Annotated in this window: 18 protein-coding genes and 1 pseudogene; 14 read left to right on the top strand and 5 right to left on the bottom strand. The window is 59.6% G+C overall.

Annotated features, from left to right (window positions below; translation table 11 throughout):
- Positions 1–10: 10 nt before the first annotated feature.
- Positions 11–1,225, bottom strand: a complete 1,215-nt coding sequence (gene hflX, locus FMF02_RS06140; RefSeq protein WP_019130651.1) for a GTPase HflX — start codon at positions 1,223–1,225, stop codon at positions 11–13.
- Between the two features lie 115 nt (positions 1,226–1,340).
- On the bottom strand, positions 1,341–2,024 hold the full coding sequence (locus FMF02_RS06145) for an energy transducer TonB (protein ID WP_141412513.1): 684 nt from the start codon (positions 2,022–2,024) through the stop codon (positions 1,341–1,343).
- Positions 2,025–2,291: 267 nt separating this feature from the next.
- Between FMF02_RS06145 and rlmN the strand changes: the two are divergent.
- Together rlmN and FMF02_RS06155 are read left to right on the top strand one after the other, a co-directional pair.
- Positions 2,292–3,302, top strand: a pseudogene (gene rlmN / locus FMF02_RS06150) (dual-specificity RNA methyltransferase RlmN); the annotation flags it as partial.
- Positions 3,303–3,573: 271 nt separating this feature from the next.
- A complete protein-coding gene (locus FMF02_RS06155) occupies positions 3,574–5,973 on the top strand; it encodes a TonB-dependent receptor (RefSeq protein ID WP_141412515.1) in 2,400 nt (799 codons plus the stop codon).
- A gap of 155 nt (positions 5,974–6,128) precedes the next feature.
- On the opposite strand, the gene rsmG is transcribed toward FMF02_RS06155, so the two are convergent.
- Genes rsmG through FMF02_RS06170 form a run of 3 tightly spaced genes read right to left on the bottom strand, consistent with a single transcriptional unit; the run spans position 6,129 to position 8,471 of the window.
- Positions 6,129–6,749, bottom strand: coding sequence for a 16S rRNA (guanine(527)-N(7))-methyltransferase RsmG (gene rsmG, locus FMF02_RS06160; protein ID WP_141412516.1), 621 nt, complete (start codon positions 6,747–6,749; stop codon positions 6,129–6,131).
- A gap of 13 nt (positions 6,750–6,762) precedes the next feature.
- Positions 6,763–7,326, bottom strand: coding sequence for an RNA polymerase sigma factor (locus FMF02_RS06165; protein WP_141412517.1), 564 nt, complete (start codon positions 7,324–7,326; stop codon positions 6,763–6,765).
- Entirely contained in the window at positions 7,317–8,471 is a 1,155-nt protein-coding gene (locus FMF02_RS06170) for a glycosyltransferase family 2 protein (RefSeq protein WP_141413583.1), read from the bottom strand. Before FMF02_RS06170 ends, FMF02_RS06165 begins: the two co-directional genes overlap by 10 nt.
- Before the next feature lie 616 nt (positions 8,472–9,087).
- Here FMF02_RS06170 and tgt point away from each other — a divergent pair.
- The 12 genes from tgt to FMF02_RS06230 all read left to right on the top strand — a co-directional run bounded on the left by tgt (position 9,088) and on the right by FMF02_RS06230 (position 22,188).
- Positions 9,088–10,215, top strand: coding sequence for a tRNA guanosine(34) transglycosylase Tgt (gene tgt / locus FMF02_RS06175; RefSeq protein ID WP_141413584.1), 1,128 nt, complete (start codon positions 9,088–9,090; stop codon positions 10,213–10,215).
- A 100-nt stretch (positions 10,216–10,315) separates the two neighbouring features.
- Positions 10,316–11,422 (top strand): LptF/LptG family permease, encoded by a 1,107-nt coding sequence (locus tag FMF02_RS06180; RefSeq protein ID WP_019130642.1) that lies wholly within the window; start codon positions 10,316–10,318, stop codon positions 11,420–11,422.
- Positions 11,422–12,498, top strand: coding sequence for an aminofutalosine synthase MqnE (gene mqnE, locus FMF02_RS06185; protein WP_141412518.1), 1,077 nt, complete (start codon positions 11,422–11,424; stop codon positions 12,496–12,498). Before FMF02_RS06180 ends, mqnE begins: the two co-directional genes overlap by 1 nt.
- A 7-nt stretch (positions 12,499–12,505) precedes the next feature.
- Positions 12,506–13,456: a PASTA domain-containing protein gene (locus tag FMF02_RS06190; RefSeq protein WP_019130640.1), complete on the top strand. Its 951-nt coding sequence runs from the start codon at positions 12,506–12,508 to the stop codon at positions 13,454–13,456.
- A gap of 3 nt (positions 13,457–13,459) precedes the next feature.
- Positions 13,460–14,614 (top strand): RluA family pseudouridine synthase, encoded by a 1,155-nt coding sequence (locus FMF02_RS06195; protein ID WP_141412519.1) that lies wholly within the window; start codon positions 13,460–13,462, stop codon positions 14,612–14,614.
- A gap of 51 nt (positions 14,615–14,665) precedes the next feature.
- Positions 14,666–15,223, top strand: coding sequence for an energy transducer TonB (locus tag FMF02_RS06200; protein WP_141412520.1), 558 nt, complete (start codon positions 14,666–14,668; stop codon positions 15,221–15,223).
- Positions 15,224–15,480: 257 nt separating this feature from the next.
- Positions 15,481–17,436: a BACON domain-containing carbohydrate-binding protein gene (locus FMF02_RS06205; protein ID WP_141412521.1), complete on the top strand. Its 1,956-nt coding sequence runs from the start codon at positions 15,481–15,483 to the stop codon at positions 17,434–17,436.
- A gap of 302 nt (positions 17,437–17,738) precedes the next feature.
- The gene (locus FMF02_RS06210; protein WP_141412522.1) at positions 17,739–18,167 is read left to right on the top strand and encodes a hypothetical protein; all 429 of its coding nucleotides are present in this window, start codon (positions 17,739–17,741) and stop codon (positions 18,165–18,167) included.
- Between the two features lie 379 nt (positions 18,168–18,546).
- Positions 18,547–18,744, top strand: a complete 198-nt coding sequence (locus tag FMF02_RS06215; RefSeq protein WP_022459590.1) for a DUF4177 domain-containing protein — start codon at positions 18,547–18,549, stop codon at positions 18,742–18,744.
- 5 nt (positions 18,745–18,749) lie between these two features.
- A complete protein-coding gene (locus tag FMF02_RS06220) occupies positions 18,750–19,568 on the top strand; it encodes a GIY-YIG nuclease family protein (protein WP_141412523.1) in 819 nt (272 codons plus the stop codon).
- Between the two features lie 71 nt (positions 19,569–19,639).
- Positions 19,640–20,623, top strand: a complete 984-nt coding sequence (locus FMF02_RS06225; protein ID WP_141412524.1) for a virulence RhuM family protein/type II toxin-antitoxin system death-on-curing family toxin — start codon at positions 19,640–19,642, stop codon at positions 20,621–20,623.
- A 35-nt stretch (positions 20,624–20,658) separates the two neighbouring features.
- A complete protein-coding gene (locus tag FMF02_RS06230) occupies positions 20,659–22,188 on the top strand; it encodes a class I SAM-dependent DNA methyltransferase (RefSeq protein ID WP_141412525.1) in 1,530 nt (509 codons plus the stop codon).
- Positions 22,189–22,190 lie beyond the last annotated feature (2 nt).

The raw sequence follows: 22,190 nt of genomic DNA on the forward strand, positions 1-22,190 counted from the left end.
GATTTCCGGGTCAGTAGAGGAAGTTGTTGAAGGGATAGCGTCCGGCGTGGATCTCGCGCACCATGCCGTAGAGATCCTGCCGGAACTTGTCGATGTTGGTCCGCCGTTTGGCCGAGAGGAAGATGCAGGGGGTGTTGGCCTTGGCGATCCAGCTCTGTTTCAGGTCGTCGAGCGAACGGTTTTCGTCCGTGGCGGGCGTCAGGTCGTCGTCGGCCTTCTCCGTCCACGTATAGGCGTCGATCTTGTTGAAAACCAGGTAGACCGGTTTGTCGCCCGCGCCGATCTCCTGCAAGGTCTGCTTCACCACGGCGATCTGATCCTCGAACCGGGGGTGCGAAATATCCACCACGTGCAGCAGCAGATCGGCTTCGCGCACCTCGTCGAGTGTCGATTTGAACGATTCGATCAGCTCCGTCGGCAGTTTGCGAATGAATCCTACGGTATCCGACAGCAGGAAGGGCAGGTTGTCGAAGACCACCTTGCGCACCGTCGTGTCGAGCGTGGCGAAGAGTTTGTTCTCGGCGAAAACCTCGCTCTTGGCGATGAGGTTCATCAGCGTCGATTTGCCCACGTTGGTATATCCCACCAGCGCCACGCGCACCAGCTGTCCGCGGTTGGAGCGCTGCACGGCCATCTGGCGGTCGATCTTTTTGAGATCCTCCTTCAATTTCGAGATGCGGTTGCGTACGATACGGCGGTCGGTTTCGATCTCGCGTTCGCCGGCGCCGCCGCGCGTACCCGTGCCTCCGCGCTGCCGTTCGAGGTGCGTCCACAGGCCGGCGAGCCGGGGCAGCATGTATTCGTATTGGGCCAGCTGCACCTGCGTTTTGGCATAGGCCGTCTGCGCACGCGCGAGGAAGATGTCCAGAATCAGGCGCGTGCGGTCGAGGATGCGGCAGGGCATCGCCCGCTCGATGTTGCGGGTCTGCGCCGGCGTGAGTTCGTCGTCGAAGATCGCCACGTCGACGGCGTGTTCTTCGCAGTAGGCGGCGATCTCTTCGAGTTTGCCCGGTCCCACGTAGATGCGCGACGAGGGTTGCGGCAGCCGTTGGCTGAACCGTCTGACCGTCGTGATGTCGGCCGTTTCGGCCAGAAATTCCAGCTCGTCGAGGTACTCCTCGCTCTGGCGGAGTTCCTGGCTGTCGCGCACGACGGCCACCAGTACGGCTCGTTCGCGTTCCGGTACTCCTGCGGCGGTTTGTATGGTGGATTTGTTCTCTGTCATAATTCAAGTCGCATTGAAAAAAAGGGTATCCCCCGAAAAGAGATACCCTTATTATTGATTCGGACTTCCGAAGGTCGGACGGTTCGCGGCACGGTCTCCGGCGGTCGGTGAAGGTTTACTGCTGGATGCGGAATTCCACAGGCAGGGTGTACCTCACACGCACAGGCTGGTTGCGCTGCTTGCCCGGCGACCATTTCGGAGACTGCTGCAATACGCGGATCGCCTCATCCGAGAGCGAGCGGTCCGGCGTTTGGAGCACCTGAATGTTGGTCAGACGGCCGTCCTTCTCGATGACGAAGGTCAGCACCACCTTGCCCGAAATACCGTTCTCCTGAGCGATGGCCGGATAACGGACCTTGCTCTGAACCCAGTTGCGGAAATCGTTGAGCGAACCGCCCTGGAACGAAGGCATCGTCTCGGCGACCAGGAACGGCTGCTCCTCGACGATCTCCTCCTCCTCGACAGCTACCTGCTGTACGATCTCCACGTCGTCCTCGAACTCGGCGAAATCGACGTTTGTCGTAATTTTGGTATCGTTGGTTACGACTTTCAGAATATCGGTAATCACGGTGATCTCCGTCTTCTTGGGCGACTCGGGCGGCTTCTGCTCCTGACGCGTGATCTCCATGATCTCCTCCTCGACGGGGGCGATATTCAGATCGAGCTTTTCTATTTTCTGCTCCTTGGGCGTCCATGCGAACGCAGCGATAACGCCGCCGAGTGCAATTATCAAACCAATCTCGAGCAGAAGACCCCGCTTGTTCTGGAGGTCGGCTTTCGGTGATTTTTTGATTTCCATTATTCTGTTTTTTGATTGTTATCCAGTCTGTTGGCTCGTTTTCCGCCATCCGGCCCGAGCCGTTCCCACGGCTTCGTCGAACCCGTTGCGGCGCATTTACGGCTCACTCCACACCACAAATATAGAAAGAAAAAATCAAAAACGAATCGGTCGGCGGAAAAAATCGATGTTTTTTATCTACTTTTGTCGTCGGCGAGGGGGCGTGCAGACCCCTGCCGGCACTATCCGCCGGGGCGGAGAACTCCGGCCGCCGCGCACGTTTGTTTTATGGAATACCTCTACGGAAAAGACATGACCGAATTGCGGCGGCTCTGCGAAGAGCTGTCGCTGCCGCGGTTCGCCGCCGGCCAGATCGCCCGCTGGCTCTACCGCAGGCACACGACCGACGCGGCGGCGATGACCGACCTGCCGGCGGCGGCGCGCGTGCGGCTCGCCGAACGTTGCGACACGGGGCTTTCGGCACCCGTCGGGGTCAGCACGTCGTCCGACGGAACGAAGAAGTATCTGTTCCGTACCGTGCAGGGGCATTTCATCGAATCGGCCTATATCCCCGACGGCGACCGCGCCACGCTCTGCGTCTCGTCGCAGGCGGGCTGCCGCATGGGCTGCCGTTTCTGCGCCACCGGCCGGCAGGGATTGCAGCATTCGCTCACGGCGGCCGAGATTCTCAATCAGATCGAGTCGCTGCCCGAACGCGACCGCCTGACCAACATCGTTTTTATGGGTATGGGCGAGCCGCTCGACAACCCCGACGCCGTACTGCGGGCCATCGAAGTGCTTACGGCCGAGTGGGGCTTCGGCTGGTCGCCCACGCGCATCACGCTCTCGACGGCGGGCGTCACCCCGCAGCTGCGGCGGCTGTTGGACACGACGCGGGTACATCTGGCCGTGTCGCTGCACAACCCCTTTGCCGAGGAGCGTGCGGCGATCATGCCGATCGAACGGGCCTATCCGATCCGCGAGCTGGTCGACGTGCTGCGCGACTACGACTTCACGGGGCAGCGCCGCGTGTCGTTCGAATATATCCTGATGCAGGGGCTCAACGATTCGCCGCGGCATCTGCGCGAACTGTGCCGCCTGCTCAACGGATTGCGCTGCCGCATCAACCTGATCCGTTTTCACCGCATCCCCGATTCGCCCTATTTCTCGCCCGACCGTGCGGCCATGGAGCGTTTCCGCGATACGCTTACGGCCAGAGGGATCACCACCACGATCCGAGCCTCGCGCGGCGAGGACATCCAGGCGGCATGCGGCCTGCTGAGCACCCGCGGATTGGAGGGGGGAGAAGCGGTGACGGAGCCGTCGCTGTTTGCGGTCGGCGGACTGCTCGCCGCAACTTTTTGTGCTATTTTTTTTGCAATTCGGAATAAAATACCTATTTTTACGAAAACCAAAACAATATGCGCTATGAAACTCGATCTCTGCACGACTGCGATCGGGGTAGCATTGGTTCTCTCGCTGAATGCGTTCGGAGACTCCCGAACTACCCCCCCCCTGTAAGGATTTTAACGGATTTTCCGCTCAGATAGAGCGTTATCCGCAAGAGAAATTGCATCTCCATACGGACAAGGATTCGTATATCGCGGGAGATACGATCTGGCTTCGCGCTCACTGCGCGGACGCGGCGACGCACCGTCCCGTTGCCGCGAGCCGCTACGTCTACGTGGAGCTTCGCGACGACCGCGGGTCGCTGGTGCGGCGGATCAAACTCCTGTCGCGCGACAGCGTGTACAGCGGCTACCTTCCCACGCAGTCATTGGAACGCTTCGGGGACTACTCGCTTACGGCCTATACGCTCTACATGCGCAATCCGGGGCCGGAGTACTTCTTCAAGAAGCCGCTCACGATCCGGCCCTATCGGGAGAGCCGCAGGACGCAGCGCAACACCTCGGTGCGCAAAGTCTCGGACTTCGACGTCTCGTTCTTCCCCGAAGGGGGCTACCTGATCGACGGCTACGACTGCTGCGTGGCCTTCAAGGCACTGGGAGACGACGGCGGGTCGGTCGAGGTCGCGGGCGTGGTGAAGAATGACCGCGAGGAGGTGGTCGACACGCTTCGCACGCTTCACGGCGGCATGGGCTCTCTGCGCTTCACAGCCCACACGGGTGAACGCTACTACGCCGAATGCACGATGGAGGGCGGAAAGACCGAACGCTTCGACCTGCCCGCATCGAACAATCTCGCCTGCGTGCTTCGCGTATTGCAGACCGAACGGGACTTTACGGTGATGGTGCAGTCGGGTCGTCCTCTGCCGAAGGGGTTGCGGCTGCTCGTCCATTGCCGCGGCAATCTGTGCTACTTCCGAGAGTGGAACGACGATCTTCCGTCGCTGATCTTCAAGCGCGACAAGCTGCCGGGCGGGGTGCTGCAAATTCTGCTGCTGGACAAGGCGGGCAACGCGCTCTCCGAGCGTCTGGTCTTCAATCGGGGCGAAGAACTTGCGACGACCGACATGCAGGTGCGGGGTTCGTTGAAACAGCGGACGAAGGTCACGCTCGCCGTCTCGGCGACCGATCCCGACGGAGGTCCTGCCGCGGGCGACTTCTCGATCGCGGTGACGGATCGTGCGGCGGTGCCCTCGGCGATGTCGGGCAGCATCTATTCGACGCTGCTGCTCACTTCCGAACTGCGGGGTACGATCGAGACGCCCGACTGGTACTTCGAGGGGCGGGACGCCGCACGGGTCGCGGCGCTCGACGCACTGCTGCTCACGCAGGGATGGCGGCGCTACGACGTGCCGGCCGCGGTACGGGGCGAGTATGCGACGCCGGCCTACCCGCTCGAAGTCGGGCAGGAGATCGCGGGGCGGATCAACAAGGGCGGACTGTGGAACAGGAAGAAGAAGCTCGACCGCTACGAGATGCGGATGATCGCGCCGCGGTGGCACTACTCGTTGCAGGCGCCGATCGACAAGGAGGGACGGTTCGCGCTCAACGGCTTCGACTTCCCCGACAGCACGCTCTACGTGCTGCGTCCCGCAGCAGCGAAAGGGCTGCTGCCGGAGGCAACGGTGAAGGTCGCGCGCGATTCGTTCCCCGAGGTGGGGACGCTGCCCCGCGTGCCGGAAACGGATGCGGCGAATCCCTACCTCGCCCAGGCCCGGCACTACATCGAGCAGCGAGGGCAGACCGATATGCGAAACGTGTTGATCGACACGGTCGTAGTGACGCATCGTATCCGGCAGGAGATGAAATCGCCCGAACAGCGGCTCGCTTCGAATTCGTGGACGGCCGAGCAGATCAAGGAGTCGGGTGCAGGGACGATCTTGGAGTGTCTGGCCCGTATGCCGGGAATCAAAGTATCCGATTATTCAATATCGTATCGCGGGACGGGGGCTCTGTTCGTGGTCGACGGACAGTTGGAGGAACCGGTCGATATGCAGGCGTCGGCATCGGGATTTCCCTTGACGGGAATGGTGCGTTCTTCCCGCAACGTCAGTCGCGGCGCGGCCTCCGGCCTCGGAGGAATCGCTCGGCCCGACGGGTTGGGCGGCTTCACGCAGTTTACGCTCGCGCAGCAGGTGATGTGCCTCTCCTATCCGCTGGAAATGGTCTCGCGGATCGATCTGATCGATTCCCACGATTCGGCGCTCTACATTCCGTGGGCGAAAGGAGCGGTCGTTTCCATTACATTAAAGAAAGGAAAGGAGTGGGAGGATGCAGTCGCGCTGATGCCGTCGGTCGATGTGGCGATCGCCTCCCCGCTGGGTTACCAGACCCCTGCGGAATTCTACGCTCCGGCATACGCGACGGAGAAGGCCCGCCGTTCGATGGTTCCCGACTACCGCACGACGCTCTACTGGAACCCTTCGGTTGAATTCGACGAGACGGGTCGTGCCACCGTCGAGTTCTACACCTCCGACGCACCGGCCGACTACGATATTACGATCGAGGGCATCACGCAGACGGGGAAAATCGTCTGCCGGCGGTCGACGGTCACGGCCGATTGAGCGGAAAGGCGGCTGTTGGGAGGCGGGCGGTATGCCCCTTCGGCCGGCGGAATTTGCTCGGATTCTCCGGCGGGCGGCGGGCGGGAACGCCGCCCGCCGGAGAATCGGTCGAGAGGAGGGCGCTCGGGGAAATCCCCGCAGATCGGGAAACCGGATCAGCGGGAGGTGTAGACTACCTTTTTGGTTTCGAAAAACTCTTCGTCGAAAAATGCCGAGATCGGGTACTCCCGCCACGTTTGGCGGGTGCGGGCCAGTTCGTCGGTCAGATCGCCGCCTTTGAGGTAGAGGATGCCGTTGGGCAGCGTGCCGCGCCGTCCGCGTTCGACGAGCGGCCAAACCCAGCCCGTGAAGGTTGCCATGTCGGTCACGGCGCGCGAGACGACGTAGTCGAACCGCTCCGCGAGCTGCTCGGCACGGCAGTTGCGCGCTTCGAGGTTGGCGATGCCCGCCCCTTCGGCCACGGCGCGCACCACGGTGATCTTCTTGCCGATCGAGTCGACGGCCATAAAACGCGCCTCGGGGAAGAGGATCGCCAGCGGCACCGAAGGGAAGCCCCCTCCGCAGCCGACGTCGAGCACCCGCGCGCCGGCCGCGAAGGCGCAGACGCGGGCGATGGCCAGCGAGTGGAGCACGTGGCGCAGGTAGAGCTGATCGAAATCCTTGCGCGAGACGACGTTGATGCGGGCGTTCCACTCGGCGTAGAGCGGCCCGAGCGCGGCGAACTGTTCGCGCTGGCGCGGCGTGAGATCGGGGAAATAGCGGAAAACGGAGTCCATGTTGCGGTCGGGGTTATCGGTTATCGTTTTCGACGATCAGGCGGCACATGCGTTCGCGGGCGCGGTGGATCTGCGTCTTGACCGTGCCGAGCGGCAGCGACAGCTTGACGGCGATCTCCTCGTAGGAGTATTCGTCGAAGAAGCGCATGCGGATCAGCCTGCGGTAGTTCTCGGGCAGCCGGGCGATGCAAAGTTCGATCTGGTGGCGCTGCTGCGAGTTGATGACGCTCTCTTCGGGCGTGGGGGTGTTCGAGGCGGGCGACGAAAATTTCTCGTCGATCGGCAGGTCGTCCTGCCGCTTGCGCACGTAGTCGATGAAGGTGTTGCGGGCGATGGTGTAGAGCCATTGCCCGAAGGTGTATTCGGGGCTGTAACGGTGGAGATTCATGTAGACCTTGATGAAGGTCTCCTGCAACAGGTCGTCGGCATCTTCGGTATTTCCCGTGCGTTGCAGGAAGAGGCGGTGGATGGCGTCGCGGTAGCGGTCGAAGAGGTATTCGAACGCCGCCGTGTCGCCGCCGAGCACCAGTCGGGCCAGCTGCCGGTCGTCGGCAACGATATAGTCGGCTATCTCCATACGCGGTCGTCGCGGCGCAGGCAGAGCAGCGCCACCAGCATTTCGTAAAAAGGACTCAGCAGGTCGTAGACGAAGTAGGCGCCGCGCAGCCCCCGTTCGCCGAGCCGGCGGGTGATGCGCCAGATCTCGGCGAAGACCACGCCGTAGCGCAGCAGGACGAGCGCCGCGGTCGCCAGCTTGTATTCGAGCGGCATGACGGCGATCGCCGTGGCCGCCGCGAGGAAGAAGAGCAGGCGGCTGCCCGGTTCCCAGCGGATGAAGTTCCGCACCGCGAGCGGGTAGTAACGCCGCGCCGCACCGTAGAGGCGCCGCTGCCGCGTCCACCAGCCCAGTCCGCCCCAGACGCGCTGCACCACCGAGGCGCGCGGCGAGAGCACGACGCTCAGGTTGTCGTCGCGCAGGATGCGTTGCAGGAAGAGGTCGTCTTCGCCGATATTCATGTTGAGGTGGCTGAATCCCCGCGCATCGAAGTAGAGACGCTTCGTGAAGCCGAAGTTGTAGCGGATGCCGCGGTAGGGGCGGTGCGCCACGGCGCGGGCGAGCCACTGCACCGACTCCATCATGCGGTCGGTGCGCATCCAGCGGTCGGCCAGACCGCGCCTGCGTTCCAGGCCGCAGTAGCCCACGACGACGTCGCCGCGCAGGAATCCTTTGGCCATCAGCGCCAGCCAGCGGTCGGAGAGCGGGCGCACGTCGGTCGAGGTGACGATCAGATGTTCGTAGTGCGCCGATTTGATGCCCACGTTGAGCGCCATTTTGGTCGAGATCGGGAAGCGGGCGTCCTGTTCGATCTTGGTGGCCGTGACGCGCGGGAAGGACTGGCGGATGCGCAGCAGGTCTTCGAAGAAGTCGTTGTCGCGCCCCACGTAGACGATCACCACCTCGAAATCGGAGTACTCCTGCGCCAGCATCAGCGGAAGCCGCTCCTCGACGAAGAGCGCGTCCTCCGAAAACATGGGGACGATGACCGACAGCGGCGGTTCGGCGTCGAGCACCTGCCGCCGCCGGCTGTTCTTGTAGCCGGGGATGCGGCCGTAGGCGAAAAGATAGTACCATAGCTGTACGCACAGCAGTACGACGAGTACCGCCGCCAGCGCGGCGCCCTGCCAGCCGTAGTGGGCGAGGACATTTTCCCAAAGCGTCATTTCAGTGACCTCCATAACCGATTTTGCAAAGACGGCGCAAGACGGGCGCGGCAGAGAGAATCCGTCCGGTTGGCCGAGATGCCGTCCGTCCGACGGCAGGATTTTATTTATTCGGGCAAAGATACGAATAAGCCGAGAGAAAAAAGCAAGCTCGCTTGCATTTTTTCCGAGGCGAAGTATCTAAGGCGAAGCCAAAGATACGAATAAGTGTGTGCAATGTCAAATTTATTTGAACATTGCCGAGCGGGAGTATCTAAGGCACAGCCAAAGAATACGGATAAGCGAGGGCGAATGCAATGCTTTGCGAATTAAAAATCAGCCGTGCGGTCCGGCGGGGCGGATTCCGACGCGGTGGGAGGCACTCGGAACGGCCGATCGGTTTCGATTCCCGCGCGTCGTTTTTCAATTTCTTGCGGCGGCATACGAAAACCGCCAAAAATTCGTACCTTTGTACGACGCAACGACACCGTCCGACCCGCCGGAACCGTCCGGTACGCCGGCGTACCGGACGGCCGGATCGTACACGCTTCCTGAGGTGTGCGGACGATTCGTGGCGGCGTCCGCGTCCCGCGGCCGCACGGCTGCGACCGCCGGTGCCGGCGTATTGACAGACATGATGCAATTTACACTCCGACATACCGACACCCGTACCGAAGCACGTGCGGGAGAGCTCGCGACCGACCACGGCGTGATCCGCACGCCGATTTTCATGCCCGTGGGAACCGCCGCCGCCGTCAAGGGCATCTTCCACCGCGACGTGCGCGACGAGGCCGGGGCCGAGATCATCCTGGCCAACACCTACCACCTCTACCTGCGTCCGGGGACGAAGATTCTCGAAGAGGCGGGCGGCGTGCACCGCTTCTCGACGTGGGAGGGGCCGATGCTGACCGATTCGGGCGGCTTCCAGGTCTTTTCGCTGGCCGACTGCCGCAAACTGCGCGAGGAGGGGTGCCATTTCCGTTCGCACATCGACGGCTCGAAGCACCTCTTCACGCCCGAAAGCGTGATCGACACCGAGCGGGCGATCGGCGCCGACATCATGATGGCTTTCGACGAGTGCCCGCCCGGCGACGCACCGCGCGAATACGCCGCCAAGTCGCTGGCGCTCACCGAGCGGTGGCTCGACCGCTGTTTCGAACGATACGCGCAGACGCAGCCCCGGTACGGCCATTACCAGGCGTTGTTCCCCATCGTGCAGGGATGCGGTTACCCCGACCTGCGCGCCCGTGCGGCGGAGAACGTCCGGCAGTACGATGCCGACGGCTACGCCATCGGCGGACTGGCCGTGGGCGAACCGACGGAGGTGATGTACCGGATGATCGAAGTGGTCAACGCCATCCTGCCCGCCGACCGTCCCCGCTACCTCATGGGGGTCGGGACGCCGACGAACATCCTGGAAGCGATCGAACGGGGCGTGGACATGTTCGACTGCGTGATGCCTACGCGCAACGGCCGCAACGGGCAGCTCTTCACGTGGGAGGGGACGATCAACATCCGCAACAAGAAGTGGGAGGACGACTTCTCACCGATCGATCCGGAGGGGACGACCTTCGACCGCCGCTACTCGAAGGCTTACCTGCATCATCTGGTGACGTGCGGCGAGATGATGGCCGCCCAGATCGCCTCGCTGCACAATATCGCCTTCTACCTGCGGCTGGTGCGCGCCGCACGCGAGCACATCCTCGCCGGCGATTTCAAGGAGTGGAAGGAGGCCGCCGTGGCGAAACTGGGAAGAAGACTGTGAACCGATTGAAAATGGAAAATCGGGAACGGACGGGCCGGACGCTCGCTTGGCGATGCGGCCGGCGCCCCTGCGATTCCTGATTTTTAACGCTTGATTTTGAATGAAGATTTGGCCCGGCATTAAAATCCTCGACCGGTACATCATCCGGAAGTTCATCGGGACGTACCTCTTCGCCATCGCCATGATTATCGTGGTGGTGGTGCTCTTCGACTATGTCGAGAAACTCGACGACTTCACCGAGATGAAGGCGCCCGTGCAGGCCATCATCTTCGACTACTACCTCAATTTCGTCCCCTTCTTCATCAACCAGTTCAGCGGACTGTTCACCTTCATCGCCTGTATCTTCTTCACCTCGAAAATGGCCTACCAGACCGAGATCGTGGCGATGCTGTCGGGCGGCATGTCGTTCCGGCGGCTGATGTGGCCCTATTTCGTCAGCGCGCTGCTGATCGCATCGCTGTCGCTCACGCTCAACCTGTGGGTGATCCCCGTGTCGCAGCGTGCGCAGGTCGCCTTCGAGATGAAATACATCAAGAAGCGGGTGCGCGAGCACGCGACGGTCAACCGGCATATCTACCGGCAGATCGAGCCGGGCGTCTTCGCCTATATCCGGGGCTATTCGGCCGCATCCAGCCAGGCTTCGTATCTCGCGCTCGAACACTTCCGCAACAACGAGATGACCGCTTCGCTCGAAGCGGCCGATCTGAAAATCGACCCCGCCACCAAACGGTGGACAGCGTCGCGCTACATCACCCGCGAGTTCGACTCGCTGGGCATGGAGCGTTTCGAACAGCGCCGCGATCTGGATACGCTCATCAATCTGGACGTGACCGAGCTGGGGCGTATCAACGAGCTGATCCAGACGATGAAGATCGGCGAGTTGAACCGCTTTCTCGAACAGCAGCGGCAGAAGGGATCGGACTCGATCCGCATCATCGAGGTGGAGCGACACGCGCGGTTCGTCTACCCGATTTCGACCTTCATCCTGACGCTCATCGGCGTTTCGCTCTCGTCGCGCAAGGTGCGCGGCGGCACGGGACTGCACATCGGATTGGGCGTGGGGCTCTGTTTTTCCTACATCCTGCTGATGCGCTTCTTCGAGGAGTTCGCCAAGAGCGGCACGCTCCCGACGGGGCTGTCGATGTGGATTCCCAATATCCTCTACTGTTTTATCGCCATCTACCTCTATAAGAAAGCACCGAAATAATGGATTCCGAACTGCAACATATCGCCGACAAGGTGCGATCGGGCCGCCGCATCGCCGCCGCCGAGGCGCTCGCGCTGTGGCGCGGGGCGCCGCTGTGGCTGCTGGGCGAACTGGCCGACGGCCGCAAGCGGGCCGTGAGCGGCGACAAGGTCTACTACAACCGCAATTTCCATATCGAACCGACGAACCGCTGCGTCTTCAACTGCCGGTTCTGCTCCTACCGCCGTCCGAAGGGGGATCCCGAGGCGTGGGACTACTCGATGGAGGAGATCGAGGCCATCGCCCGCGCCCATGCGGGGCAGGGGATGACCGAGGTGCATATCGTGGGGGGCGTGCATCCCGACCACGACCTCGACTACTATGTCGAGATGATCCGCCGCGTGAAGGCGATTCTGCCCGAAGCGACCGTCAAAGCCTTTACGGCCATCGAACTGTCGTACATGATCCGCCGGGCGGGGCTGTCGCTCGAAGAGGGGCTGCGACGGTTGCGCGAAGCGGGCATGGAGGCGATTCCGGGCGGCGGCGCCGAGATCTTCGACGAGGAGATCCGCGCCCGCATCTGTCCCGACAAGGGGTCGACGGCCGAATGGCTCGCCGTGCACGAAGCGGCCCACCGGCTGGGCATCAAGACCAATGCCACGATCCTCTACGGTCATATCGAGGGGGTGGAGCACCGTATCGACCACCTCGACCGCCTGCGTGCGTTGCAGGATCGCACGGGGGGCTTCAACGCCTTCATCCCGCTCAAATACCGCAACTACGGCAATGCGATGTCGGAGGTGGGCGAGGTGTCGGTGATCGAGGATCTGCGGATGCTGGCCATGAGCCGCATCTATCTGGACAACATCCCCCACGTCAAGGCCTATTGGGTGATGTACGGCAAGGCGACCACCGAACTGGCGCTCGCCTTCGGGGCCGACGACATCGACGGTACGATCGACGATACGACGAAAATCTACTCCATGGCGGGGGCCGACGACCGGCGTCCCCGCATGACGGCCGACGAGATGCGGACGATCGTCCGCCACGCGGGGCTGCGGGCGGTCGAACGCGACACGCTGTACAACGAACTCTGATACTGCCATGACGAACTATTGGAAACGGCTCAAAAGCTATCCCTATCTCTATCATCTGGTGCTGATCGCCGGAGTCGTCGCCGGACTGCTGCTGGCGGCGCACTTCGCCATGCAGCTCGGCACGCGCCACGGGCAGCACCGCACAGTGCCCGACTTCACGGGTCTCGCACTCGACGACGCGGGGCGGCTGGCGCAGCGCAACAGCCTCGAACTGCGCGTCAACGACTCGCTGTTCGTTCCGGCCTACGACGGAGGGGTGGTGCTCGACCAGCTGCCGCACGAAGGGACGCAGGTCAAGGGCGGCCGCACGGTCTATGTGACGATCAACTCGTTCTCGCAGAAGAAGGTCGAGGTTCCCTACGTGGCGGGGCGTTCGCTCCGGCAGGCCAAGAATATGCTCGAAATCGCCGGATTGGAGATCGACAGGCTCGTTTATCAGCCCGATATGGCGACCAACTACGTGCTCGAACAGCGCGTCGACGGCCGTCCGATCGAGGCCGGGACGAAGCGGCAGATCGAGATGGGTTCGGGGGTGACGCTCTATGTGGGCGTGGCCGAGGGCGATTCGGTCGTCGTCGTGCCGAAGGTGATCGGCGTGTCGCTGCGCGAGGCCAAAAGCCGCCTGTGGGAGCAGGGGTTCAACGTAGGAGCGGTCGTCTTCGACGAGGGGATCGACCTGCTGAACCAGAAGGATGCACGTGTCTACGGCCAGCAGCCCGTGCAGGGATATGCGACGGTAGTGGGTTCCGAAGTGGGGCTGCGCCTGACGCTCGACGCGGAGAAGGTGGCACGCGAAAGCGCCGCTTCGGACAAGCAGGCGCAGGCGTTGAGCGAGGAGCGGGAGCGCCGGCGGGCCGAACTCGCCGATTCGCTGGCCGAGGCCGAGGTGCGCCGCCATGCCGAGGAGTTGCAGCGCGGCGCCGGGACGGCGAACGCCGAGGAGGATAATTTCTTTTAGACGATGGACCGATCGCAGGAAGGATACGACGATGCGGAGCTGCGGCCCGCGGAGTGCGGCGGAGAGCCGCACGGCTGCGCTGCGCCCGACGACGAGGAGTCGCTGCGGCGCGAGGCCGAGGCCGACGGCGGCGAGGTGGAGGAGGGCGACGAGCTCTACGAACACTTCGCGGTCGACGTCGACCGGGGGCAGGAGCCGATGCGGCTCGACAAATTCCTCACGCTGAGGATGCAGCACTGCTCGCGCAACCGCATCCAGACGGCGGTCGACAGCGGCAGCGTGCTCGTGGGCGGACGTCCGGCCAAGTCGAGCTACAAGGTCAAGCCGCTGGACCGCATCACCGTGGTGATGCCCTATCCCAAGCGCGAGGTCGAGATCGTGCCGCAGAACATCCCGCTCGACATCCCCTACGAAGACGACGATCTGCTGATCGTCGACAAGCCCGCCGGCATGGTCGTGCACCCGGGCCACGGCAACTGGGACGGGACGCTGGTCAATGCCCTGACCTATCATCTGCGCACGCTGCCGATGTTCCGGGAGGGCGATCTGCGCGCCGGTCTGGTGCACCGCATCGACAAGGATACGTCGGGGCTGCTGGTCGTGGCCAAGAACGAACGCGCGCACGCCCGTCTGGCCAAGCAGTTTTTCGACCATACGATCGTGCGCCGCTACTATGCCCTCGTGTGGGGCAATCCCGACGCCGACGAGGGGACGATCGAGGGCAATATCGGCCGTTCGCCGAAGGACAAGTTGCAGATGTGCGTCTTCGCGGACGGCGAGCAGGGCAAGCACGCCGTGACTCACTGGCGCGTGGTGCGGCGTTACGGTTACGTGACGCTCGTGGAGTGCCGTCTGGAAACGGGACGCACGCATCAGATCCGCGTCCACATGGCGTGGAAGGGTTTCCCGCTCTTCAACGACTCCCGCTACGGCGGCGCCCGCATCCTCAAAGGGACGACCTTCTCGAAATACCGCCAGTTCGTCGAGAACTGCTTCGCGCTGCTGCCCCGGCAGGCGCTGCACGCCCGTTGTCTGGGATTCGTACACCCCTCGACGGGGCGCGAGGTCTACTTCGAGAGCGAACTGCCGGCCGATTTCCGCGCCGTGCTCGACCGGTGGGAGAACTACGCCGCACACGTACGCACCGACGCCGAATAGGCAATATTCGCCGCGGCGCTGCCGTTATAGAGGATAAAATTCCGATTCGAAATGAATATACGCACGATCCTGTTTCTACTCGTTGCCGCCGCTGTCGCGCTGCCGCTGTCCGCGCAGGAGCGGCGGCCCGTCTACATCGTCAACGGGGAGCGCTACGAAGGGGATGCCTTTCGGGAGATCCCGCCTGCGGAGATCGAGCGCATGGAACAGCTTCCGGCCGACGAACAGACTATCGAGCGCTACGGTTCGGATGCGTCGAACGGAGTGATTCTCATTACGTTGAAATACGACAGCAAGGCTGTTTTCACGGCCGACAGCCTTTCGTTCGACCGCTACGTCGCCCGCCGCATCAAGTGGGATGCGACCGATCCCGTGGCGCGGGTGGTCTATCGCTTCAAGGTGCAGTGCGACGGAAGCGTCGTGCTGACCGATCTGCTCGAATCGACCGACGGACGGCTGCGCCGCAAGGTGGTCAAGGCCGTCGAAGAGGCTCCGCGGTGGTCGCCCGCGACCAAGGACGGCCGGCCGGTCGAGACGGAACACGTGCTGCGCGTGCAGCTCCCCGAAGGGCGCGCCATGCCGCCCGAACGGGCCGTGATCCTGCTTTGAATGCGGGTGGGCGGTCGGAGACCGGACGTGTCGTTTCGGGAAATTTTCGAGAAAAAACGGGCCGGCTCCGGTGCGTTCCAATTCGGTGTTTCATCGGGAGTTGGATCGGGAAATGCTTGTCGACGCACCCGCATCGGCGGGGACGGCGGGAGCTTTTGCCGTCCGGAGGCCGGACCGGAGTTTGCGGATCGGCGGAAAATAGTTACTTTTGCCGACAGTTCAGGCGAATTATCGAACAACCAATTTTAAACTTTCATATGAAAAAAATCAAATTTTTTGCGCTTTGGGCGCTTCTGCTGACCCCCCCCCTGCTGCTTTCGGGGTGCGGCGACGACGCGACCGATGACCCGACGCCGGGCAAGACTCCCGTGCTGACGATCAAGGACAATGCATTGGGTGTGATCAACGTGGAGGCTGCGGGCCAGACCGTCACGCTGAATTACGAGGTGGCCGATGCCGTAGAGGGCAAACTCGCCGTGGCGAAAAGCGATAAGGAGTGGATACATGATTTCGATTGCGAAACGTTCGGGCAGATCACCTTCGTGGCCGATGAAAATGTCGGAGAAGAGTTGACGCGTTCGGCTACGGTGACGATCAGTTATCCGGGTGCCGAATCGGTGGCCGTCGAAGTGGCGCAGAACGAACGTGCGATCTCGATCGAGGTGACCGAGGTGACCGTCGCCTCGATCAAGGCCAAACTCGAAACGGACGATCCGGCGCAGACGTTCCTGTTCAATCTGGTCAAGAAGAGCGATTACGATGCCATCGGCTCGCCTGAGAAATTCCTCGAAGAGGAGCTGAAAGCGCTCGAGGAGGAGGCTCTGGATTCCGACGGCTGGTTCACTTCGCTGGAAGAGTATCTGGATTTCCTGCTCAGCGACTGGAATCCCGAAGGCCAGAACCTGAACCGCGACGAATTGGAAATCAATACGGAGTACTACATTTATGCTTACGGTATCGATGTGAAGGGCGAGATTACGACTCCTCTGGTGCGACGCCTCGTCAAGACCAACGATTTGAAGGAGATCAACTTCAACCTTACGGTCGAGGACGAAGGACAGACGACTGCGACGCTCAAAGGCAATCCCGACGAGAAGTTCACCTATTATTATCTGGGCTATACGAGCAAGACCGAGTACGAAGATTCGTTCAAGGGCGACGACCAGCAGGTGATCGACAATGCGCTGGGAAGCATCCGCATGGGTATCGGCAACGACGGGTCGAAACTGCCCGACGTCGCTTCGGTGCGCATGGGCGAAGGTTCGTTGGAGGTCGAGGGGCTGCTGCCCGATACGGAGTACTACGCACTGGCGTTCGGCATCGACAACAGCGTGTCGGCATGTACGAAACTCACCAAGACGCCCTTCAAGACCGATGCGGTGGCCATTACCGACGACTGCAAGTTCGAAGTGTCGGTGCTCGACGTCAATTCGATCCTGATGAATATCGCAGTCAAGCCCTCGAAGGCGACGACCCGCTATTTCGCGACGGTCAAGGCGACCGACGAAGTGAAGAACATGACCCCGGCGCAGGTGGCCGACGCCGAAATAGCTTTCCAGAACGGTTTCACGCCGCCCGTCGACTGGTCGACCGATCCGCGTGTCTTCACGGGCGATCAGACGCTCCATTCGCGCCGCAATCTGGGCGTTACGATCATCAAGCCCGAAACCGACTATACGGTCTATGTCTTCGGCGTAAGCGCGGAGGGAGTCCGTACGACCGAGGTGGCGACCGCCACGACGCGGACGACGGCCGTCGTTCCCTCGTCGATGACGCTCGAGGTCAAGGACGTGAAGCCCGGATCGGAGACCGATCCCAACGATTTCTTCGGCGGAAAGCTCTATTATTTCCAGTACGGAGTGAAACCTTCGATCGATACGGAGTACTACTATACGGGTATCGTCAAGAAGAGCACCTACGAAACCTTTGCCGACGACGAGGCCTTCATGAAGGATGTGGTCGGGCAGGCCGGCGAACTAATCATGATGAACTGCTTCATGGGCGAGAACAACGCCGGACTGGTCTCGACACCCACGCCGTTCAAGGGTTCGGCCGAGTATTCGGGTACGGCCATCGCCGCCGGTGAGCAGTACTACATCTTCGCGTTCGGCTATATGGGCGCCCCGACCACCGCATTGTTCAAGGTCGATGCTACGGCCGCCGTCGCCGGCGGCAGCGGCGGCTGGGAGCCTGAGTGGCCCTCCGAGTGGTAGCGGTTGGAAGTACGACGATTCGCGCGCGACACACGGCAACGTGTCGCGCGTTTTTTTTGCGGCGTTTTCAGACGGATGCGCCGGAAAGGGTATCGTGCTGCCGTTCGCGGGTTTGCGGCTGAAAAAGAGGGGTGAAAATTTGGAGTAACGGGGTGGAATGGTTAATTTTGAACGATCCGTTTTCGAGCAGCGGGATACGGCGCGTGGTGTCGCCGGCCGCGGAAAACGATTGTTTCCGATAAACGGGCGGAAGTCGTCCGGGGATCGTGCCGATCGGAGCATACAACCGTGAACGAGCGATTATGAACTGTTACTATCATCCCGACCACGATGCGGTCGCCCAATGCGCGGATTGCGGCAAGGGGTTGTGCCGGAGTTGCGCCACGCGTTTTACGATTCCGATCTGTCCCGAATGCAACGGGGTGCGGCGCCGCAGCGAACTGCGCGGGTGTATCGTGCCGTTGCTGCTGTGCGGCCTGCTCTTCGCGATCGGGTACAATTCGGAGTTCATGGGGCCGGATCGCCTCTTCGGGGCTTATATGCTGATGAGCGTCTACGGCGGCTGGAAGTTCATCAACCGATTTTGCCCGTTCGTCTTCGTCTGGTTCTCCGTCGAGGCGATTTTCTGGTATTTCCTCATCAAGGTCGCCCTCTCGATGCTGATAGGCTTCTTCGTGACACCCGTCTATCTGGGGTATTGCGTCTGGCGGATCTGGCGGTTGGCGTTCTGAGGAGCGATCCCGGCCGTCGAAGGTCGACCGTCGAAGAAGCGTCGGGTCGGTTTCGGGGAGGATTGTGCGGATAAAGGTGCTTCCGCACGAATGTAAGCCCGATGTATATCAACGAATTGCGACGGTTTTTCGGCTTCTGTCCCCGCATCGCCTACCGTCATTTTGCACGGTCTTGCGCCCGCCTGCCCGTTTCGCCTGCGCGGCCGCCGTATCTCCTTGCATGACAATACAAAGATAGCGATTTCGGGCGAGAAATCCAAATGCCGGAAAATTTTGAGATGCAAATAGATTATACGGTCAGATCGTGTTGTTTGAATTATATATTTTTATATTTATGTGTGTTAAATTGATTGGTTGAACCGAAATAAATATATCAGCTATGAAGAAATTCGAATATAAATCTTTTACTTTCGCTTATATGGAGAACGATTCTATTGCGGGATCCGACATTAAAGTGTTGAATAAATTGGGGGCTCAAGGTTGGGAGGTGATAGCGATAGCTCCTGTGAAACAGTGGAAACAAGTTGGGCATCCTGAAAACTTAGTGGCTATTTTAAAACGAGAAATAGAAAAATAAACATTATGTATCTGCATGAAGCGATGGAAAAACTATTTCGCCAAGTCGGACGATCAATGACGACAAAAGAAATAGCGGAAAAATTGAATGAAAATAAATGGTATCGAAAAGCAGATGGTTCGCTAATAACTCCGTATCAAATTTATGGGAGAGCTAAGGGGCACCCAGAGCTTTTTTATTGTGAAGGTTCGACAATTTCTCTCAAGGGGAGTACAACAAGAAAAATTGCTTTTGAGAGAACTTCCAAGCAACATGTTCGCATATCTCAAAATACAGTAAAAGATTCTGTTTTGGTTGAGAAAATGTTGATGAACAAACAGAACTTTAAATCTGCCAAAGATGTTGACGGGTTTGTTCCCCAAGCGTCTGGTTTATACTGTATACGCATTAAAAATGTACATTTGCTTCCGGAGCCGTTTGGTACTATTCTTTTGGAGAGGGGGCATGACATTCTTTATATTGGTATTGCCTCTGAGAATCTGTACAAGCGGTTCCTGAATCAAGAACTTCGGGCAAAGGGCCACGGAACGTTTTTTAGAAGTATGGGGGCTGTTCTTGGGTACAAGCCCCCGAAAGGATCGTTGATTGAGAAGCGCAATAAGAAAAATTATAAATTCTCGAAAACCGATGAATTGAAAATAATCGGATGGATCAACGAGAATTTGATGGTAAATTGGGTAGAATCCGCCGGAGATCTCGATAGCTTGGAAACCGGCCTAATCGTCAAATATCTACCATTGCTTAATCTTTCGAAAAATCCAGCTGCGCTTCAAATTTTGTCGTATTTGCGAAAAGAATGTGTCGAAATCGCGAATAGAAATTAGGAATTGGAGGTATAATTTAATTGCATTGGGAAATATCCCGATGCTTCGGGTTTATTCGTATCTTTGTTTCTATGGACAGAGGGGAGATCATCATTTACCGGACGGCCGACGGCGAGACTCGTCTGGAAGTCCGCATGGAGAGCGACAGCGTATGGCTGACGCAGGCGCAGATGGCGGAGTTGTTTCAGACGACCCCGCAGAATATTACAATGCACACGAACCACGTGTTTCGAGAGGGCGAATTGGAAAAGGAGGCAACTTGTAAGAGATCCTTACAAGTTCGCCAAGAGGGTACGCGCACGATTCGCCGTATACAGAATATCTACAACCTTGACGTGATTATCTCTGTCGGCTACCGTGTCAAGTCGCCGCGCGGCACGCAGTTCCGCATCTGGGCGAACAAGGTGCTGAAAGAGTACCTTATAAAGGGGTATGCCGTCAATAACCAAGCGAAAGCCGAGCAGTTGGAGGAGCTGAAAAAGACCGTCCGCCTGCTCTCCCATGTCTTGGCTGCGAAGGAGGTTACGAAATCCGAGGCGGTCGGGCTGCTGCGTGTAATTACGGACTACACCTACGGTCTCGATACGCTCGACCGCTACGATTATCAGCAGTTGGAGGTGTCGGCCATTACGTCTGAGGAGCCGTTCCGCGCGACCTATGAGAATGCGATGGAGGCATTGCAGGTGTTGCGCGACAAGTTCGGCGGCAGTGCACTGTTCGCCCGCGAGAAGGACGAGTCGTTCAAGAGCACGATGGGTGCGATTTACCAGACTTTCGGCGGCCGCGACCTCTACCCGAGCGTCGAGGAGAAGGCGGCCAACCTGCTCTACCTGACGGTCAAGAACCACTCGTTCAGCGACGGCAACAAACGCATCGCGGCGTTCCTGTTCCTCTGGTTCTTGGAGAACAACCGCATCCTCTACCGCCCCGACGGCTCGCGCCTCTTGGACAACAACACGTTGGTGGCCCTGACGCTGATGATCGCCGAGAGCCGCACCGAGGAGAAGGACGTGATGACGAAGGTGGTGGTGAATCTGATAAATAAGAATAATTAGAAGGATTTTGTATCTTTACATAAAATTATTGCATAATGGCAACCATGAACACGGCCGATATCGGCTTTGAGAGGGAAATATGGAAGGCAGCGGACAAGATGCGCGGCAATATCGACGCATCGGAGTACAAGTCCGTTGTGTTGGGGCTTATTTTCCTGAAATATATTTCCGATATGTTCGAAACGAAATACCGGCAGCTTGTCGCCGAGGGCGAGGGATTCGAGGAGGACAAGGACGAATATACGGCCGAAAATATCTTCTATGTCCCGACCGAAGCCCGCTGGGAGCGGATTGCGGCCGAGGCGCACACGCCCGAAATCGGCTTGGTGATAGACAATGCGATGCGGGCGATCGAGAAGGAGAATAAGCGATTGAAAGATATTCTCCCGAAGAATTTCTCTCGGCCCGAGCTCGACAAGCGCCGGTTGGGCGAGGTAGTAGATTTATTCACGAATATCCGGATGCACGAACATGGCGACTCGAAAGATATTCTGGGACGCGCCTATGAGTACTGTCTTTCGAAATTTGCCGAGGCGGAAGGAAAACTCGCCGGCGAATTCTATACGCCTGCCTGCATTGTCAAAACGCTGGTAAACGTGCTGCAACCCTACGAAGGTCGCGTGTACGATCCTTGCTGCGGTTCGGGCGGTATGTTCGTGCAGTCGGCAGAGTTTATCAAGAATCATTCCGGAAATATTAAAAATATCTCCGTTTATGGGCAGGACTCCAACCCGACGACCTGGAAGATGGCGCAGATGAATCTTGCGATCCGGGGCATCGAGGCCGACCTCGGGCAATACAATGCCGACACTTTTTTCAACGACTGCCATCCGACCCTCAAGGCCGATTTCGTGATGGCCAATCCTCCGTTCAACCTCAGCGACTGGGGCGCGGACAAATTGGCGGGCGATGTGCGCTGGAAATACGGCACGCCTCCTAATGGCAATGCCAACTTCGCATGGATTCAGCACATCATCCACCACCTCGCCCCGACGGGACGGGCGGGTGTCGTACTGGCCAACGGTTCGCTGTCGAGCCAGAGCGGCGGCGAGGGCGAAATTCGCCGGAAGCTGGTGGAGGCCGATTTGGTCGATTGCATCGTGGCCATGCCGCCACAGTTGTTCTATACGACGCAGATTCCCGTATCGATCTGGTTCTTCAACAAGGACAAGAAACAGAAGGGTAAAACGCTGTTTATCGACGCCCGCAATCTCGGTACGATGGTCACACGCAAATGGCGCGAGCTGACCGATCGAGATTCGTCCGATCCGGCGCAGCGCGGCGATATTCAGCGCATTGCTGACACCTACAATGCCTATGTTGGCGGTACGCTCATTAAAGAGAAGGGGTTTTGTGCCGTAGTTTCAACCGAAGAGATCGCCAAACAGGATTTTATCCTTACACCTGGGCGCTATGTCGGTATCGCCGAGCAGGAGCAGGATACCGAACCGTTCGATGAAAAAATGAACCGTTTAACAAGTGAATTGTCTGGATTGTTTGAGCAATCACATGTGTTGGAATCCGAAATTAGAGAGCAGTTAAAAAATATAGGATATAAGATGTAGTT

The sequence above is a fragment of the Alistipes communis genome, from assembly GCF_006542665.1.
GTDB classification, from domain to species: domain Bacteria; phylum Bacteroidota; class Bacteroidia; order Bacteroidales; family Rikenellaceae; genus Alistipes; species Alistipes communis.